This is a genomic window from Plantibacter sp. CFBP 8775, from assembly GCF_014839505.1.
Taxonomy (GTDB): Bacteria; Actinomycetota; Actinomycetes; order Actinomycetales; family Microbacteriaceae; genus Plantibacter; species Plantibacter auratus.
In genome coordinates, this window is sequence record NZ_JACYNV010000002.1 from 683,330 (window position 1) to 700,576 (window position 17,247).

Genomic DNA, 17,247 nt, shown 5'->3' on the forward strand with positions numbered 1-17,247 from the left:
AGCCGACATCCCGTGCATGGCTCAGGAGGCGGCGGCCCGATTCGTCGGCGGCGGCATCATCGGCCTCGGCGACTTCATGACCGACATGCTCGCAAACGCCTTCATCGGCAGCCGTCCCGGCGAGTCCAGCTGGACCATCGCCGACGGCCAGTTCTGGTTCTGGGTCGCGACGATGGGACTCGTCATCTCCATCGTCGCCTGCTTCCAGCTCGCGCCGGCGGCGATCATGCGAGACGGCCGGCGGATCGCGCAGGTCGCAGTCGGCCTCGTTGTCGCAGTGCCGTCCAGCGTCGCCGCTGTGTACGTGATGAGGCAGTTCGTGACCTACGGCGGTGAGACGACTGATGCACTCGTCGCAACCGTCCAGGATCAGAGCCTCGGTAATGCGCTGCTGCGCATGTTCGGATACCGCGTGGTCGCTGATGTCTCCGTCCCGGCCGACGATGGCGCGATCGCCCAGGCCATGACCACCGCCAAGCTCGCCCCGAACGCAGTCATCGGCCAGTACACCGTAGTCCTGCTCATCCTCGCCATCATGGCGCTGGCCGCGCTCTTCCTCTACGTCTCGATGTCCATCCGCTCCTTCTCGCTCGTCGCCCTCGCCGCGACGGCGCCGATCGGCCTCATGATGATCGGTCAGCCGAAATTCGCCGTCTGGGCGACGAGGTGGGCGAATCTGACGATCGGCCTCGTCATCGCCGAACCGTTGGCGGCGACGATCCTGGTCCTCTCGATACAGCTGGTCACGAATTCCACCGACCTCGGCGTCGTGATCGTCGCCGCTGGGGTGGTCTTCGCCGCAGCCTTCGCTCCCCTGTGGGCGGTCCGTCTGGTGTCGTTCGCCGGCGACGAGGTCCGCAACTCCCTGCAGCCCCGGCCGCATGTCTCAGGCAAGGCCCAGAACGCCATGCGCATCCTCGGACGGATTCTCGCGAAGTGACCACTTCGCCGATTCTCCCCCACGTCCGCTTTGCACAGCGCGAGCGACGCGGCGCCTTCCTCGGTCTGAGCTGGCCCCAGCTCACCGTCATCTGTGCCACGGCTGCGGCCTCCGTCATGTGGCTCCTGATCGATTGGGACGGCTACTGGCGCATCGGGATCTGGCCTGCCGCGACTTCGATCGCCGTCGGCAGCTGGACCTGGCATCGCGAGTCCGGTCTCGCGCTCATCTGGCGCGTGCTCACGTACGCCGCTCGACGGCATCGCCTCCAGACGAGCTTCAGGCGGGACGTGTGGGACTCACGAAAGGACGAACCCATGAAGATCGGAACGAAGCGGCGCGGGGCTGAAGACCCGCGCGAGGTCCATCGCCATCGCCTCCCCGGCGCGCACGGATCGCTGCGCTTCGTCCAAGTCCCAGGTCGGGGCGGATTCATCCTCGACCCGAAACGATCGCTCGTCTCGTTCTCGGTCGACGTTCTGAGCTCCGCCTGGCCGCTCCTTGATGAAGGTGTCCAGCAAGCGGCCTACGACGGATTCGTCGGATGGATGAGCGGGCTCGAGGCGGTCCCGGGGCTAGTCGACGCGACGGCACGCATCCGCGTCGACGCCAAACCCGCCGACGAACTCGCCCGCTACGCAGCGGAACGCGATCGAACCGATCCGTCGACCGTCAGCCCAGCGGTCCGAGCGGAGTACGACACCCTGATCACCGCGGGTGCCGATCGATCGATGCAGTTCACCAACACGGTGACCGTCTCCTGCGACCTGCGCTCGCTCCGGTCGGCGATCAAGCACTCTGGCGGTGGCCTCGTGGGCATCGCTGCCATCGTGACCGACCTCGTCGAGCAGATGCGTGACTCGCTCGAAGCCATCGGCGTCGAGCTCCGGAACTGGCTCGACACCGAAGCGATCGACGAGATGCTCGCACTCGCCATGAACCCGACGAGCTTTGCAGCAGAGTCGCGGAGTGACGACCCGAACCGACTCGCTCCGGTGATGGGCATCGAGGAGCGCTGGGATCACGTGCAGATCGATGGTTCGGTCCACCGCACGTACTGGATCGCCGAGTGGCCTCGCTCCGAAATCAGCGTGGGGTTCCTGGACAAGTTGCTCTATTCAGGCGACGCGACGCGGGTGCTCATCCTCAGCGTGCGGCCGGTACCGACCCACAAGGCTCTGAGTCAGGTGGGGCGAGCGAAGGTCGACCTCGAGGTCGCACGAGGCTTGCGCCAAAGACGCGGGATGATCACCACCCGTGAGCAGGATCGCGAATACGAGGATCTCGGCGAACGCGAGGATGACATCGTCGACGGGTTCACCGACATGGAGTTCCGCGGGTTCGTGACCGTCTCAGCCGCCGACGTCGACGGCCTCACCCGCGCATCGGCCTCCATCCTGCAGGCAGCGCAGCCGGCCCGCGTCACGCTCGCTGCGATGTACTTCCAACAGGCCGCGGCGTTCATGTCGACCGCACTCCCGACTCCGGTGGGCAAGCGATGAGCCGGCGTCGATCCGGTTCTGTGTCGCGTCTGAGCGCTTGGCGCGATGCAATCGCCGAAGACGCGCTTCCGACGAGTTCGATGCCGGCCGGCGGCTGGAAAGCAACGCACAACCTTCGCGCGCGGCCGGGCGTCGTCGCGCCGGTCCACCGCGCCTCCTCACGCACCCTCGGTGCCGCGCTGCCCTTCCTTGCCGAGAGCGGCGAACCGATGGCCGGCGCGTACATCGGCCCGAACCTGCTGTCTCGGTCCACGTTCTGCTTCGACCCTTGGGAGGCCTACGCCGCGGGTGTCGTTCGCTCGCATTCAATGGCGATCTTCGGGGTGAAGGGCAGCGGCAAGTCCGTGCTCGCGAAAAGCCTCAGCACGCGCCTGTGTCGGCTAGGCAGGAAGGTCGCGGTGCCGCACGATCCGAACGGCGAGTGGACGCGCGTCGCCGCCTACGTGGGAGGTGTGACGATGCGCCTGGGCCCTGGTCAGGCCGCGCGGATCAACCCACTCGATCCGGGACCCCGCCGCGCTGACGTGAGCGATGCCGATTGGACGCAGGAAGTCCTGCAGTTCCAGCGGGCCAAGGTCCGTGCCATGGTCGCCATCCTCCGGAACACGACGGAGCTCAGCGAGATCGAGCACACGGCTATCGATCTTGCTCTTGAGCAGGTGCACCGGTCGAACTCGACCGCGCTGGTGCCGATGGTGTGGGAAGCGCTGCGTCACCCTGAGTCCCACATCGCCGAAGAGATCGGTGCGGGCGGCCAGATGCTCGCCCACACCCTTCGTCGCGTCACGGTCGGCGATCTCGCCGACCTCATGGACCGCCCGTCGACGGTTGCCTTCGACGCGAACACACCGATGCTGACCGTCGACACCTCGGGGCTCCTGCGCGCGAGTGCGGAGACGAAAGCACTTCTCCGCCTGGCGACGACCGATTGGATCGAGCGTGGCACCCCGGCCGGTCCTGGCCAGGCGCGGCTGATCGTGCACGAGGAGGCAGCCGTCGCCCTGCTCAACGAGGTCGCGGGCGGCGGCAATCTCGTCGGACGAGTGAGCGACGAGAAGACCGCTCGTCACAAGAGGCGGTCGAACTGCTACCTCATCCACCGCATCAACGACTTTGATGCGCTTGGCGATCGCGGGTCCGCCTTGCATGCTCAAGCCCTCGGGCTCCTGGCGGACTGCGACACCCGCGTCAACTACGCGCAGCACACCGGCGAACTCGAGCGCAGTTCGCAGGTCCTCGGATGGAACCGGACGCAGACCGAGCTTGTCCGCAAACTCCGCCGTGGCGAAGGCTTCTGGCAGATCGGACCGGAGCGGGTAGCCAAGGTCCGCAACGACTGCACACCTGGCGAACTTGCTGTCTTCCGCACCGACGGGCCCGGAGCGGCACCCCGATGACCGACCGACTCGTGCTCGTTCTCCTGGGCATCATCGCCATCGCGGCGACCGCAATCGGCATCGCCGGCGCCGTGGTGATGGTCTTCGTGCTGCTGACCTGCGGAGAGCTGCCGGCTGGACTCGGTCCGTTCGCCGCAGCTGGGCTGCTGGTCGCCAGCGGTTCGGTTCCCGCAACACCTGGTGGGGGCTGCATCGTCTCCACGGATGGCGCCCGTTGGACGGTCATCGGCATAGTGGTCCTGCTCACGATCGTCGCCGCGCTGTGCCTTGCCGGGTGGCTGTCGTTCCGTGAATCTGACCGCTGGTTCCGGTCGCAGCTCCTGCGGCGCAGTGGGTTGGCGGGACGCAGCGAGGTGCGGCGGCAAGTCTCCGAGCGAGCACTCCGACGCCGGGCGGGAACTCTTCGTCCGACGCTCGCGGATCCCACGGCCGATGATGTCGGCTGGCGGATCGGCACTTCTCGCGGCCTCGACGTCTACGTCTCGATAGAAGACTCTCTCCTCCTCGATGGCCCGCCCCGCTCCGGCAAAGGCTGGCGAGTCATCATCTCCGCCATCCTCGACTGGAACGGCCCGCTGGTCACGACCTCCACCCGCAACGACAACCTCGCCGCGACGATGGCACACCGCGCGCAACGCGGAACCGTCACGGTCTTCGACCCGCAGCAGCTCTCAGGCATCCGATCCGCCCTCCGGATCTCACCGGTGGCCGGCTGCGCTGACCCACTCGTCGCCGAGCAACGAGCCCGGACGATCATCGCCGGCAGTGCACTCGGACGCTCCTCCACCAACCAAGAATGGGCCGGGGCATCGGGGACGCTCCTCGCCGCTCTCCTGCATGCGGCAGCGCTCAGCGGTGGTGGCACGACAGCGCTCCGCGACTGGGGCATGAGCCCGGTGTTGGCGGGGCGTGCAGTCGATGTGCTCGCGGACTCGGGTGCACCTGGATGGGCCATGGGTCTCGCGGATGTGATCGAGGGTGATGCGAAGCTGCTGGGATCGAAGTGGTTCGGCGTCGCCGAGGCGCTGCGTCCGCTCGCGATCCCATCAGTGTTCGACGCGATGAACCCTGGACACGACGAGGCGCTTGATGCCGATGAGTTTCTCGCGGGCTCGAACACGATCTATCTGATCGGCACCGGGACTGGTGCGGGAGCGGTCGGTGGATTCCTCGGCGCGGTACTGGACGACATCGTCGAGACCGCTCGCCGCAAAGCGCTAGCCTCCCCCGGGAACCGGCTCGATCCACCACTTGGGCTCATCCTCGACGAGATCGCGAACATGTTCGCCTGGCCGCAGCTGCCGACAATCCTCTCGGATGGTGGCGGTATCGGGATCTCGACAATGGTCGTGCTCCAGTCGCTATCGCAGGCAAAGTCCGCCTGGTCGGAGAGCGAGGCTGACACGATCTGGAACTCTGCCATCGCCAAGCTGATGCTCGGCGGGTCGTCCAACATCAAGCACCTGCAAGACGTGTCGAGCATGCTCGGCCAACGACAGGTGAACCGTGGGTCCGTCAGTCGCAGCGAGACGGGCACGACCCGCTCTGAGCAGCGACAGCTCGAGCCGGTACTGACGGTCGATGAACTCCGCCGACTCCCTGAAGGCATGGGCCTGCTGAGTTACCGAAACCGACGAGGCGTCCTCCTCGACGTCGAGGGATGGACCACGCGACGCGACGCTCGCGAGATCGTTGCGGGCAAGCGAGCGACGGAGGCTGCCCAGCGGCAGGTCTTCACCGAGCAGTCCGAAGCCCGGCGGAAGATGCATGGCTGAGACTGGCGGATGGCGGCAGGCAGCGGAGCGTGAGTTCCGGGCTCCGTTCGCGCTGGACGAAGCGGACGAGGTCGGCGATGGATTCGACACCTGGCCGGCACTGCCCGAGCCCGAGTACTTCGGTGTCGTCAACTGGCGGTCCTTGCCGGACGAACGCGAGCCAGAGGTCTGGCGGCTGCTCGCGGAATGGGTCTCCTGGCTCTGCACCCGGTACACGATCCCGGCCCGGCTCATCCCGGACTGCTGGTACCTCCACGACGGCATTGTGGAGGAACTCTCCGCGCTCTTCAGCAGCTGGGAGGTCTCCTTCGAAGAAGCAGACAGCGGCGGGCACGGTCCCCTCGGCTGGCACGAGCGATTTGAGTACTTCCGCTCCCGCCTTCGCCACTACAAGCCCGAGGGCTGCGCGAACGGACACCTGAAAACGGCGAGCCGAACCATGCCCGAGGACCCTGAGCTCCGCGCGCGCATCGCCCGCGCCGACCGAGACGACACGGTGCCCTGATGCTCGTCGCGGCTCCCAAGACCCTCGACTACCTGGCAGAGGCGAGGGCGTTCTTCAACGGGCTGAAGCAGGCAAGCCCCGAGCGTCTGCAAGCACTGCTAAATGAAGGCGCTTATGACGTCAAGCTCAGCTTCGTGCTGTGGGAGTCTCGCGATTGGATCGCTCGCGAGCACATCCGCGAGGCTCGGGGGCTCGGGTACGGGAGGGAGAAGGCCCTCGCGAAACAGCGCACCCAGTCGTTGCTCGGCCTCTACCGCGAGCACGCCAAGCGGAACTACGTGCCGCTACCGACGCGGGTGCTCCTTCCTCCGCCCCGACTCCACGAGACATCGCCTGCGGAACAGCGACTCGCGGAGCAGCGTGCCAGGAGCTTCTTCTCCGCGTTGAGTCGGGCAAGCCCGGCCCGGCTCGAGGCGCTCTATCAGGAGCGACGTGGTGGCGAACAACTGTGGAGGCTGCTCCATCCGGAACCAGACCGGCCGACGGCCGAGGAGCGCCGGCAGATCTTCGAGTCCCGCTCACGGATCGACCCCGCGATGCGACCCGCGCCGACGACCGGACCGTACAAGCGCGGGAAGGTCACCCCAGTCGGGATGACCCGTGCACGCGCACTCCAGCTGGCCGTCGAAGCGGAGAAGCGCCGGGAGGCCGAGCAACTCGCTCGCCGAGCCAGCCGGGGTCGGAATGGTCCGGCGATGAGCTGACGCGATCACATGGGTCGCAACGCAGAAGTTATCCACAGTCCGACACCTGTCGCCCCGCAGTAGGTGTCGCCGTCCCTACGTTCGAAGCAACGACGGACAGGACACCGAATGACTCGCTTCACCCGCATGATGCTCACCAGCTTCGACGACACCGGACTGCCATCCGAGGCAGCGGCCGAGTGGCAGTGGATCAATCTCGATCACGTCGAGCGTATTCACGAACACGTCCACGAGGAGCCCGTGCGCGAGGCTCCCGGTCGCCCTCCTGGTCAGCCCCGATACCTCGCGTTCTTCGTGCTCACGTTCTGCAGTGGCGCACTCCTCGCGCTCCCGGCAGGCAGATACGACTCAGACGACGCCGCCCTCGACGGCTTGATCCACGTCCGGCAAACACAGCTCGGCGCAGGCTGACGCGTTCGCCGCCTCGAGCACGGAGGCTCATCCCTTCAATACGTCATGACGTATTGAAGGACGGCCGCCCGTCACTCCATCCACCCGTCCGACAAACCATACGAATGGATGTCAACACATGCCCCAGATTCAAGCCATCGGCTCCCGCAAGGGCGGTGTCGGTAAGACAACGGTCCTCCTAGGCCAAGCAGACGCCCTCGCCCAAGAGGGCCGAAAGGTCCTCGTCATCGACCTCGACCCGCAGTCCGACGCGACAACCGTTCTCGGGAGACGCGGTGAGTACACCGTCTTCGATGTCCTCTACGCGGGCGACGCAGGAACGCTCGGCGCAGCGGCGGCTCCGACCGACTGGAGGAACGTCGACCTCATCGCCGGGTCCCCGGATCTCGCGCGGATCGAGTCTGAGTCACTCCTGACGCCTGAGTTGCGGCTCAAAACGTCCGCCTGGGGAAGCGCGCAACTCGACGTCTACGACGACATCCTGATCGACACGCCACCAGCGCTCGGACGGCTCACGCTCAACGCGCTGCTCTGGGCGGACAGCACCATCGTCGTCACCGACCCCACCGCCTTCGGCCTCACCGGCGTCGGACAGTACCTCGAGACGGTGGCGAAGGTGCGGGCGCTCCCGCACCTGAACCCCTCCCTGCGGTTCGCCGGTATCGTCGTCAACCGAGTCACACCCCGACTGACCTCAGAGCACCGATACCGCCTGGAAGAACTCGAGGCCATCTACGGCGAAGTCCTGCTCCGCCCCTTCCTGCCAGAACGCACGGCGATGCAAGATGCGGAGAGCCGCCGTCGGCCACTCAGCGCGTTGACGACTCCCGGTGCACTGGTGCTGACCGAGCGATTCGCTGCACTCACAGAGGCGTTGCACGGAGTGGCAGCTTGAGCGCGGCCGACCGTCACCCCGCGCTCAGGAAAGCGCCGGCGGTCGACGACCTCACAGCGTTGACCTCGCCCGCCGGTCGTCCCGGCGGCCCGTCCTATGACCTCGCATCCCGTCGGCCAGGACCGGGCCGCCCACGCGGTCGCCGCCGGATGGAACCGTTCTCATCGAAGATCGAGATCTCCCTCCGGGACGACCTCGACCGCTACCTCGCGATCCACGACATCAGCATCGTCGACTTCCTCGACGAGGCCATTCGCGACCGCCTCAACCGCAATCTGTCATGACACACGGAAAGACGCACAGACGGCCCGACGGCTATCCCACTGTCTGTCCTGATCGACAGACAGACGGCACATGCTGATCGCGTATCTCGATGAGTCCTACACACGCGACTACTACTACATCGCTGCCGTGGTCATCGATGCGGAGCACGAGGACCGGCTCCGAGAGGCGATCGTGCGCGCGGCGGGCATAGCCGAGGCGTTCGGTCTCCCCCGTGACGTCGAACTGCACGCACACGAGATGACCGCGGGCAAAGGCGCGTGGTCACCTCTCCGCGGTCGCCACCGAGCGGTCGCGACCATCTACCGTCGAGCACTCGAACTGCTCGTCGAGGTTCCTGTCGAGGTTTTCGTGCGGGGACTCGACGTTGCGCGGTTGCACGCGCGGTACCGGTATCCGCGCCGGCCGCACGAGGTCGTTCTGCAGCATATTCTCGAGGAGCTCAGCGATCACGCTGTTGCCCGAGGCACGTGGCTGACCGTCGTCGCCGATGAACTCCCCGACCAGACCGCACTACACACACTCGTCCGCCGATTCCGCGACATCGGAACCCCAGGTTATGCCTCGTCGACGCTCACCGGAATCGAGCTGCCGCTGAGCTTCCGAGCGTCGCGAGGCACTCCTGGCATCCAGGCAGCAGACCTGGTCGCCTACCTGTACCACCGGCTGGACGGGCACCCCGAAGGAGACGCACGCGCACGCCGCTCCGCCGAGCGCTTGTGGGCCGCGATCGAACCGGCGGTCGTTCACGTCTGGGTCTGGCGCCCTTAAGCACGAAAGCCCCGCGAGGCGGGGCGTCCGGCGAACAACGTTCTGGTGACCAGCCCGTCGTAGCTTCAATTCTACGGCACACCGTGCTGCCGGGGAAGACTCATGACGCGCGCAGAGCTCTCCTCAGCCGCAGAAGTTCGAGCTCCGCCCGACCACTTCATGCACACGTCTGATACTCGTTCAACCGCCCAACTAGCGCTAACGTTCGAGCATGGAACCTCACCGCAGCTCCTTTGTATCGACAAGCGTTGCAGCGAAGTTGCTTGGCCTCGACGCCGCCGTCGTCAGGGCAATGATTGAGGCCGGATCTCTACCCGAACCTCAATGGCTGAATCTTGGCCGACGACTGGAGCGGATCTACTCACTTGAATGGTTGAGGCTGGCGAGCGAGTCGGTCGACCTTCAACGGTTGCAGGGGCTGGAACTCGGCTTCGATCCGGCCCACTCAGTCGAATTCGTCCTCAGGTTCGCCAAGCCGGACTGGACACTGCCAGAGATAGCTGACCGGCTGGCCGCAATTGACGATCTATGGATTGTCTGCGCCGCAGCCCTGGATCGGGAAGAAGGCCATGTTCCGAGCCTGAATGTCCGCCGGCTCTCGGCGGGTTCGCCGCTGGACGTGTTCGTCTGGGTTGGCGAACAGTGGGGCGCACTCGGCACCGGCGCCGTTGCGGCCCTGCTGCTCTACGTACTGAAAAATCCGGAGAAGGTGAGTGAAGCTATCCCACGTATGGTCGCCGGGTGGCGCGAGCAGTGGGCACGCGCAGATGATGCGAGAATCGCGCAGATCACCGCGAGGGAGAACCGCAGAGCTTTTGAACGCGACGCCGGCCAGATTCTCAGACGGATGAATTCGCGCCCGACGGGCTCCGCGTTGTCTGGTCTAGGCACCAGCAATCTTGAACTTACCTCCCCCGATCCAGCTATACCCGCGATCACACCGAACGTTGGGGAGCAGGGCATGACGACCGGTGAAACTGAGACGAGCGAAACACCGGAGTGACCTCGCCGGGCTTAGGTGAAACAGGTGTTTTGCTCACACCGTGCACAAAGACCTCACCCGGTCGATGAGGCTAGCCGCCGGAGTGGAGCGACCTGCGAAAGTTGCGCTCCGTTCACCTGGTGCTCACGCTGAACAGCTAGCAGGTCCCAAGCCGCTGCGCCAGTGACAGATACTCCGCGCGCGCCCGACCGCCGGGTCACACCACGAACAAGCATGTGGTGGGTCTGGAAGACGCCTGAACCGGTCTGCTCCTGGACGTCATGGAAGAAGACGACGTTGGAGACCGGGCCAGTGCCGTCGTCGAGTGAGACGAAGACGACGCGCTTGCCGCCTCGCATTGGTGGGGTGTTGGTCGCTCGACGGACGCCGGCGATGAGGACCTCGGTTCCACCGGGCAGGTCTACGAGATCGCGTGCCGGCGTGACGCCCAACTCCCGGAAGAGCGGGTAGAACCGTTCCATCTGATGGCGGTTCACTGCCAGACGCATCTCTTGCAATTCGAGGTCGGTCTGGGTCCGGCCTCGAAGCTCAAGCGAGGTGATCGTGCTCCGCTCTGGAACGGGCAGATCGAGCTCGAAGGCGAGCTGCTCGTCGGCGATGAGCTGGGCACTCGTGGTGACTCCAGCGAGGTGGGCGAGGAGTTCGTGGCGACGTCTCGGGATGTAGTCGATGAACGCATCGAGAGCACCCACTCGAGCGAATGCCTCGAAGGTGCGGCGGCGTGGACGGACTCGGTCTCGGAAGTCCTGGAGTGAGGAGAATGGCTGGTGCCGCGCGATGCGGGCTCGTTCCTTCTCGGTACTTCCCTTCATCTCGACCAGCGACATTCGCACGCCGAGCCGGCCGTCGGGCGCGATCTCGACGACGTACTCAAGCCCCGAGCGCTGCACATCGATCGGCAGGACGGGCACGTCGAGGTGGCGCGCTTCAGCGAGGATGAGATCCTTCGGCCACATCCCCGGGTCATGAGTGAGGAGCCCGGCCATGAACTCGGCCGGGTGATGCCGCTTCAACCAGGCCGACTGGAACGTCGGTAACGCGAAGGCCGCTCCGTGCGCCTTCGCGAATCCGAAGGATCCGAAGCCAGCAAGGATCGTCCAAGCTTTGTCGATCACGGCCGGCCGGAATCCACGTGCCGTCGCACGGTCGCGCACGAACGTTTTGATTCCGGCGAGGCGTCCGCGGTCCGCGAGCTGTCGGCGGATGACGTCGGCGGGCCCGAGACCGCAGCCGGTGAGTTCGTCGATGATCCGCATGACCTGCTCGTGGAACACGACTACGCCGCGCGTCTCTCGGAGAATGGGCCGGAGTCTCGGGTCGATGTAGTCGGGCATCGTCTCGCCGTGCCGAACCTGGAGGTACTGCAGCGGCATGTTGTTCTGCATCGGCCCCGGACGGAACAGTGAGATCTCCACGGTGAGGTCGTTGAAGACCTCTGGCTGCAGCTTGCCGACCAGTTCCATCTGCCCGGGTGACTCGAGCTGGAAGACGCCGAGCGTGCGCGTTGAACGGAGCAGTTCATACGTAGGTTCGTCGTCGAGCGGCAGGGCATCGAGTTCGATGGTCTCGCCGGTCAGCCGTTCGTGCTCGCTGACGGCGTGGGCCATGGCCGACTGCATCCGCACGCCGAGGATGTCGAGCTTGATGAGGCCCATGTTGTCCATGTCGTGCTTGTCGTACTGCGACATCGGAAGGCCCATGCCCGACAGCTGCGTCGGCGTGCGGTTGAGCAAGGAGGTGTCGGACAGGATGACACCGCAGGGGTGGACGCTGATGTGGCGCGGCAGACGATCGAGACGCTCGGTGACGTCCACGAGTAGGTCTAGCTCGCGTGACTCGCGGACCGCGTCGGCGAGGTCGGCCAACTCTGGCTTGTCTCGGAGGGCGTCGCGGAACTCGCGGGCGTTGAACCGCCACATCTGTTTGGCGATCATGTCGATCATCGACTCGTCCATACCGAGAGCGAGGCCGGCGTCGCGGACTGCTCCGCGCGAGCGGTAAGCGTTGGTCATCGACATGAGCGTGACGCGGTCTGACCCGAAACGGGCGAACACCTCGCGATAGACGTCGTGACGGCGGGCGGACTCGACGTCGAGGTCGATGTCGGGCAGGTTGGTGCGTTCGGGCGAGAGGAAGCGTTCGAAGATGAGCCCGTTGCTGATGGGCTCGACCGAGGACGTGTGGAGGGCGTAGTTGAGGACGGACCCGACGCCTGACCCACGTGCCTGAATCCGGATACCCATCTCGCGGATGATGTCGGCGACCTTGGCGACCGTGAGGAAGTAGGACGGCATGCCGAGCTGCTCCACGATCCGCATCTCGTGTTCGAGGGCCCGGTGCGCGTCTTCCAGCGGAGGCATCCCTGGCCGCGCGTACCGTTCATCGACGCCGGCGCGTGCCCGTTCCCACAGGGCCTGGTGCGGGTCGCCGCTGATGCCGATCACCGACGCTTCCGGCATGCGCGGCTGCTTCCAGCCGACATCGGACGCCGGGTCGAGGGTGCACCGTTCGCCGAGGCGCTCGGTCTCCGTCAACAGCCGCTGCGCCGCGTCGTCGTCGTGGGTGCCGGCGCCGACGATCATCCTTGCGATCTGCCGCATCTGCTTCGCGGGCTTCAACCAGGCCTGTCCGTTGACCTGCAGCTCGTTCAGGTCGTCGAGCTCTGCCAGCGGACGCAGGAATCTCGCGGCGTCCGCCAAGTCTGCGGTGGCGGCCTCGTCCGGAAGTCCGTATCGAACGGCGTTGGTGAGCACCGCAGGGACGCCGGCGGACTCCGCGAGGCTGAGCATCCGAGTCGCGGCCGCGACGTTGCCCCGCATCCCTTGCTCGGTGAGGTGACAGACGACCTCGATCACCAGATGGCGCGCTGGTAGCCGTTCCCGCCACCGATCGAGAGCCGCACTGGCGCCGGCGTGATCCCGTTGCTCGATCGCCTGCCCGACATCGGACTCAGGCCCAAGCATCACCGTGAGTGCGGGATCGTCGGCGAGGATCGCGGCGAGTTCATCGCGAAGGATCGCCGGTTTCTCGCGGCGACCATGCGCCGCGCTGACCGTCCGACACAGTTGAGCGAACCCAGCTCCGCGGTTCTGACCATGCGCGAGCAGGACGATTCGGCCGATCGGCTCCTGATGTTCGTCCAGGACGGCGAGGTCGGCCCCAAGCCCCGGCGAGATGCCCGCAGCCAGGCACGCTCCGACGTGCTTCGGCCCACCGTAGAGGCCGTCGCGGTCGGTCAGGGCGAGGAACGATGCCCCGTCTTCCGCTGCGAGGCCGGCCAGGGCGGCGCTCGATGTGACGCCGTAGTGCGCGGAGAGGTGGGAGGCGACGTGGAGGTGGGAGAAGCTCACGTCCAGGCGACCGCGAGGGTCCATCTGCCCGTGGTGTCACGGCGGAGGTCGTACCGGGTCGGCTCCTCGTCGCCTCGGGCCGCGTCGACCCGCCACGTCTCGATGTCGATGCGAGCTGGTGAGGAATCGCCTGTCCACCAGGCTTGGCGGGAGAACAAGGCTTGTGGCTGGCCGACGACCCGGTGTTCGAACCTTTTCCACACGAACGCTAGCGGATCTCCGTCCGCCGCGAGATCCACATCCACTGCTTCGTCAACGATCGTCGCCATGCCGCACCTCCGATATTCGAACACGTGTTCGATGGAGTGAGTGTACGTCGTGTCGGTGACAACGGACGAACCCATTTGCTGTGAACGCTCAACACAAAGAGTCGCTATGCAATCGAAAGTGTCGCTTTCTATGCGGAGCGAGATTGCAGGACGAGATCGCGGCTAGGCGCGTCCCGCGTCCAGCCACTCCTGAACTGTTGCTAGAGGAACGCCGACGGCGACGGCGATGTCTTCCAAGCGGACGCCATTGCGGTGAGCTAGACGGGCGAGCTTGCTCCCACCGTCGGTGCAGCCCGCTGCACCCTCTGACGTCGTCATCTCCCGCCCCTCGAACACCCTGTCGGCCCGCCCCGCCGCCGACGAGGTCTTCACCGGCCTCCTGCTCGCGCTCGGCTCCATCTCGCTCCTCGTTGGCGGGATCGGCGTCGCCAACACAATGATCAGCTCCGTGCTCGAACGCCGACGAGAGACCATACTCCGGCGGGCCATCGGAGCCACCCGACATCACATCCGCCTGCAGTTCCTCGTCGAAGCAGAGCTCCTGTCCGCGATGGGCGGATTCGCAGGCGCGGGCCTCGGAGCTGCCGTCAATGCGGCGATCGCCTCCGGGAAGGGGTGGGCGTCGGTGATCCCGCTCTGGATTCTCGTGGGCGGCGTGCTCGCCACAATGGCTATCGGCGCCTTCGCCGGCCTGTATCCCCCGGTCCGGGCAGCTCGGACGGCGCCATCGGTCGCATCGAGCTCTTAGGGGCCGAGTGCGGGCGGAAGGGTCAAAGCGGAGAGCAATGCCAGCTGCACCGTGAAGGTAGACGGACTGATGGAATCCCATGATCGGGCCGACCGAGAGTCCGCTCATCCCGTGGAGTTCAGCGTGCATCGAGCGAGCCCCGTGCGTCTCGGAGAGATCGCCCGTCTCATCCTCGAGGGGAACATCGCCCGCCGTTGAGACCACTCCCGCGAGAAGGCCCTCATGTGCGCAGCCCAACCGCTTCTTGACCCCAACGGGCTAGTCGTCTGGGTGGAGGCTGGCATCTGCAGGGGTCGTCCGCCAGTAGGTGAAGTGGGCGGTGAGCCCTGCACGAGACGGCGCGCAGCAGAACGGGCCCGCTGTGACTGCGTCGTCCGGGTCGAGGGGTGCGACGCGGACGAGTCGCCATGGTTCGTCGTCGACGCGTGCGCGCACGGTTAGTGCGTTACCCGACCGGCTGCCCGCGGATGGTCACGAGTCGTCCAGCCCAGCTGGGGACTGATGACAGGGACCAGTCCGAGGTGCCCTGAGTCACGACGGCGCCGCGGCTCTCTTCGCCGTCACTGAGCTCGAGACCGGCTTGGATCCATGATTTGTCGTCGAGCTTGACCAACATATCTGCTGGTCGAATTGATCGGTGAAGTCGAGGCGGCACTGCACTTCGAGGGCTAATTCGGGTGCCATCTCGGTGAGGAGGGCATGCTCCGAGGCGTGCACGAAAGCGTAGGACGGGTGCCGGGCATCGCTTCCTTCACTGGCAATCTCGGCCACAGATCCCCAGCCCGGCGCGGGCGGGCAATACTGTGTGATAGAAGCCGGAGCGACGCTCTGTGTTGGAAACCCACTGGATCAATGGACGCGCAGCGAGTCTCCGAGGATCCGGTGCCGCGCGTCGCCGGGCTTTGCGACCGGGTCAAAGGTGAGTATTCGGACGTTATTCCAGCGACGTGGTCAAGGGTGGTGTCTGTCCCCCTCGGTACAGTTCTACTTGGGCGAATGGGTCGCCCAAGAACACGCTTGGGGGTACAACATGGCTAAGACTGTTTTCTATTCGTTCCACTACGAACGAGACGTCAATCGCGTGCAACTGGTCAGGAATCTGAACGCCCTCGAGGGGCAGCCGCTACTGAATGCACAAACCTGGGAGACGGTTCGTCGTGGCGGAGCGACGTCCATCGCAAAATGGATCGATGACGAGATGAACTACAAGCGTGCTGTTGTCGTCCTCATCGGGCAGGAGACGGCGTCGCGACCGTGGGTGAAGTACGAGATCGAGAAAGCTTGGGCCGCGAAGAAGCCCTTACTGGGGGTGCGGATCCACGGGCTGTCTTCATTTGGGGTAGCCGACCGGGCTGGTGCCAACCCCTTCGACGTGGCTGATGGGCCCACCGGTGTGCCAATCTTCGACCCCACTGTGAGCGACTGGCGTGGGGTAATCGACACGAAGGCCACGTACGGCGCGCTCGCTCAGAAACTCGAGTGGTGGTCAGGACAGGGTGTTACCCGTGGGTGGTGAAGGCCTGGGCCAAGGTACGGGACAAGCCGAGAGCTACCTGAGAGCAGACAGCCGTAGCTGCGCCGTCCCGCCTCGAGCGGTGAAGGCGGCGTAACGGATGGCCTACTTCACAACGTTCGATCTCCGGCGGAACGCGGGCACGGTCACCTCCAACATTGCAGAAGCCCGTTTGAAGATCGACTCATTGCGGGCGCTCACGGGGTTTGATGTGTTCCTCAGCCACAGCAGTAGAGATGCCCAACTGATCTACGGGCTGCGGGCCCTCCTCATGGCTCAAGGGCTCACCGTCTACGTCGACTGGATAACCGATCCTCAACTCGATCGGTCCCGCGTCTCGTCGTCCACAGCGGCTCTTCTTCGTGAACGCATGCGCGCCTCGAAGTCGCTAATCTATGCGACGTCCAGAGCCGCCAGCAAGTCACGATGGATGCCTTGGGAACTCGGGTACTTCGACGCAGCAAAGGGCGGCGATAGGGTATCCGTCCTTCCGATCGAAGACTTCGGTGTCGGAAGCTTCGACGGTGAAGAGTACCTCGGCTTGTATCGAACGATCGAGAAGTCGTCCTCGCCCTACGGCCCGCGCCCGTACGCGGTGACGCCGGGAAGGCGAGCAGAATCCCTCAAATCCTTCGCCCGTGGCGAGGCGCGATTTGAAAGTGGCGTGAGACTGTGAGTGAAGTGCAGCCGCAGGGAGCCGAGATCGATCGAGCTGACTGGCACAAGCACATGGACTACGTCCAGGCCATCATCGCTCGCCTGGCGAACAACTCGTTCGTCTTGAAGGGGTGGGCACTCACGCTCACCTCGGCGCTGCTTGGGTTCGCGGCGACACGTGGCGATGCCTTGCTAGCGTTCCTTGCGTTGGTGGCAGTGCTAGCGTTCTGGTTCCTCGACGCATATTTCCTTCGGCAGGAGCGCGCCTTCCGCCTGATGTTCGCCGATGTCGCATCAAAGCATGTCACCGGGTTCGCCCTAAGTCCCGTGTCATACGCCAGACAGATCAGATGGTGGCCGACTCTACGCTCCGTGAGTCTCAGTGTCTTCTATGGAGCACTGCTCATACTGAGCTTAGCCCTGGCGATCATCCTGCTCAGCGCAGCCATATCGAGCTTGCCAAGCAGCAAGTTGGCGCCCAGCCCTGGTCCCTCGGCGAGCGCATCTACTTGATTAGCGGAACTC

At 65.4% G+C, this 17,247-nt stretch carries 18 protein-coding genes and 1 pseudogene; 15 read left to right on the forward strand and 4 right to left on the reverse strand.

Annotated features, from left to right (window positions below):
- The first annotated feature begins 16 nt into the window (after window positions 1-16).
- The 11 genes from IFR14_RS15700 to IFR14_RS15750 all read left to right on the forward strand — a co-directional run bounded on the left by IFR14_RS15700 (window position 17) and on the right by IFR14_RS15750 (window position 10,185).
- On the forward strand, window positions 17-940 hold the full coding sequence (locus tag IFR14_RS15700) for a hypothetical protein (RefSeq protein WP_137243612.1): 924 nt from the start codon (window positions 17-19) through the stop codon (window positions 938-940).
- On the forward strand, window positions 937-2,442 hold the full coding sequence (locus IFR14_RS21455; RefSeq protein WP_137243613.1) for an SCO6880 family protein: 1,506 nt from the start codon (window positions 937-939) through the stop codon (window positions 2,440-2,442). Before IFR14_RS15700 ends, IFR14_RS21455 begins: the two co-directional genes overlap by 4 nt.
- An 80-nt stretch (window positions 2,443-2,522) precedes the next feature.
- On the forward strand, window positions 2,523-3,839 hold the full coding sequence (locus IFR14_RS15710; RefSeq protein ID WP_161578634.1) for a helicase HerA domain-containing protein: 1,317 nt from the start codon (window positions 2,523-2,525) through the stop codon (window positions 3,837-3,839).
- Window positions 3,836-5,614, forward strand: coding sequence for a type IV secretory system conjugative DNA transfer family protein (locus IFR14_RS15715; RefSeq protein ID WP_249407030.1), 1,779 nt, complete (start codon window positions 3,836-3,838; stop codon window positions 5,612-5,614). The genes IFR14_RS15710 and IFR14_RS15715 overlap by 4 nt, the downstream gene beginning before the upstream one ends.
- On the forward strand, window positions 5,607-6,119 hold the full coding sequence (locus IFR14_RS15720) for a hypothetical protein (RefSeq protein ID WP_137243615.1): 513 nt from the start codon (window positions 5,607-5,609) through the stop codon (window positions 6,117-6,119). Before IFR14_RS15715 ends, IFR14_RS15720 begins: the two co-directional genes overlap by 8 nt.
- On the forward strand, window positions 6,119-6,823 hold the full coding sequence (locus IFR14_RS15725) for a hypothetical protein (RefSeq protein ID WP_137243616.1): 705 nt from the start codon (window positions 6,119-6,121) through the stop codon (window positions 6,821-6,823). The genes IFR14_RS15720 and IFR14_RS15725 overlap by 1 nt, the downstream gene beginning before the upstream one ends.
- Window positions 6,824-6,931: 108 nt before the next feature.
- Window positions 6,932-7,234, forward strand: a complete 303-nt coding sequence (locus IFR14_RS15730) for a hypothetical protein (protein ID WP_137243617.1) — start codon at window positions 6,932-6,934, stop codon at window positions 7,232-7,234.
- A 118-nt stretch (window positions 7,235-7,352) separates the two neighbouring features.
- Window positions 7,353-8,129: a ParA family protein gene (locus IFR14_RS15735; protein ID WP_137243618.1), complete on the forward strand. Its 777-nt coding sequence runs from the start codon at window positions 7,353-7,355 to the stop codon at window positions 8,127-8,129.
- 149 nt (window positions 8,130-8,278) lie between these two features.
- The gene (locus IFR14_RS21240) at window positions 8,279-8,413 is read left to right on the forward strand and encodes a hypothetical protein (RefSeq protein WP_274598633.1); all 135 of its coding nucleotides are present in this window, start codon (window positions 8,279-8,281) and stop codon (window positions 8,411-8,413) included.
- 70 nt (window positions 8,414-8,483) lie between these two features.
- Window positions 8,484-9,182: a DUF3800 domain-containing protein gene (locus IFR14_RS15745; protein WP_137243620.1), complete on the forward strand. Its 699-nt coding sequence runs from the start codon at window positions 8,484-8,486 to the stop codon at window positions 9,180-9,182.
- Between the two features lie 211 nt (window positions 9,183-9,393).
- Window positions 9,394-10,185, forward strand: coding sequence for a hypothetical protein (locus tag IFR14_RS15750; RefSeq protein WP_137243621.1), 792 nt, complete (start codon window positions 9,394-9,396; stop codon window positions 10,183-10,185).
- A gap of 53 nt (window positions 10,186-10,238) precedes the next feature.
- On the opposite strand, the gene dnaE is transcribed toward IFR14_RS15750, so the two are convergent.
- Window positions 10,239-13,535, reverse strand: coding sequence for a DNA polymerase III subunit alpha (dnaE, locus tag IFR14_RS15755; RefSeq protein WP_191941598.1), 3,297 nt, complete (start codon window positions 13,533-13,535; stop codon window positions 10,239-10,241).
- Complete coding sequence (locus IFR14_RS15760) at window positions 13,532-13,879, reverse strand: hypothetical protein (RefSeq protein WP_191941599.1); 348 nt, start codon at window positions 13,877-13,879, stop codon at window positions 13,532-13,534. Before IFR14_RS15760 ends, dnaE begins: the two co-directional genes overlap by 4 nt.
- Window positions 13,880-14,075: 196 nt before the next feature.
- Here IFR14_RS15760 and IFR14_RS15765 point away from each other — a divergent pair, with 196 nt between their 5' ends.
- Window positions 14,076-14,552, forward strand: a complete 477-nt coding sequence (locus tag IFR14_RS15765) for an ABC transporter permease (protein ID WP_137243624.1) — start codon at window positions 14,076-14,078, stop codon at window positions 14,550-14,552.
- A 258-nt stretch (window positions 14,553-14,810) separates the two neighbouring features.
- Here IFR14_RS15765 and IFR14_RS21245 read toward each other — a convergent pair.
- Both IFR14_RS21245 and IFR14_RS21250 read right to left on the reverse strand, forming a co-directional pair.
- Window positions 14,811-14,999, reverse strand: a pseudogene (locus IFR14_RS21245) (DUF1349 domain-containing protein); the annotation flags it as partial.
- Window positions 14,998-15,168 carry a DUF1349 domain-containing protein gene (locus tag IFR14_RS21250; protein ID WP_274598635.1) on the reverse strand — a complete coding sequence of 57 codons (171 nt, stop codon included), beginning with the start codon at window positions 15,166-15,168 and terminating at the stop codon, window positions 14,998-15,000. The pseudogene IFR14_RS21245 and the gene IFR14_RS21250, both read right to left, overlap by 2 nt.
- A gap of 414 nt (window positions 15,169-15,582) precedes the next feature.
- Here IFR14_RS21250 and IFR14_RS15775 point away from each other — a divergent pair, with 414 nt between their 5' ends.
- From IFR14_RS15775 to IFR14_RS15785, 3 genes are all read left to right on the forward strand, one after another.
- The gene (locus IFR14_RS15775; protein WP_137243625.1) at window positions 15,583-16,068 is read left to right on the forward strand and encodes a TIR domain-containing protein; all 486 of its coding nucleotides are present in this window, start codon (window positions 15,583-15,585) and stop codon (window positions 16,066-16,068) included.
- A gap of 97 nt (window positions 16,069-16,165) precedes the next feature.
- Complete coding sequence (locus IFR14_RS15780; RefSeq protein ID WP_137243626.1) at window positions 16,166-16,741, forward strand: toll/interleukin-1 receptor domain-containing protein; 576 nt, start codon at window positions 16,166-16,168, stop codon at window positions 16,739-16,741.
- A complete protein-coding gene (locus tag IFR14_RS15785) occupies window positions 16,738-17,235 on the forward strand; it encodes a hypothetical protein (RefSeq protein WP_137243627.1) in 498 nt (165 codons plus the stop codon). The genes IFR14_RS15780 and IFR14_RS15785 overlap by 4 nt, the downstream gene beginning before the upstream one ends.
- Window positions 17,236-17,247 lie beyond the last annotated feature (12 nt).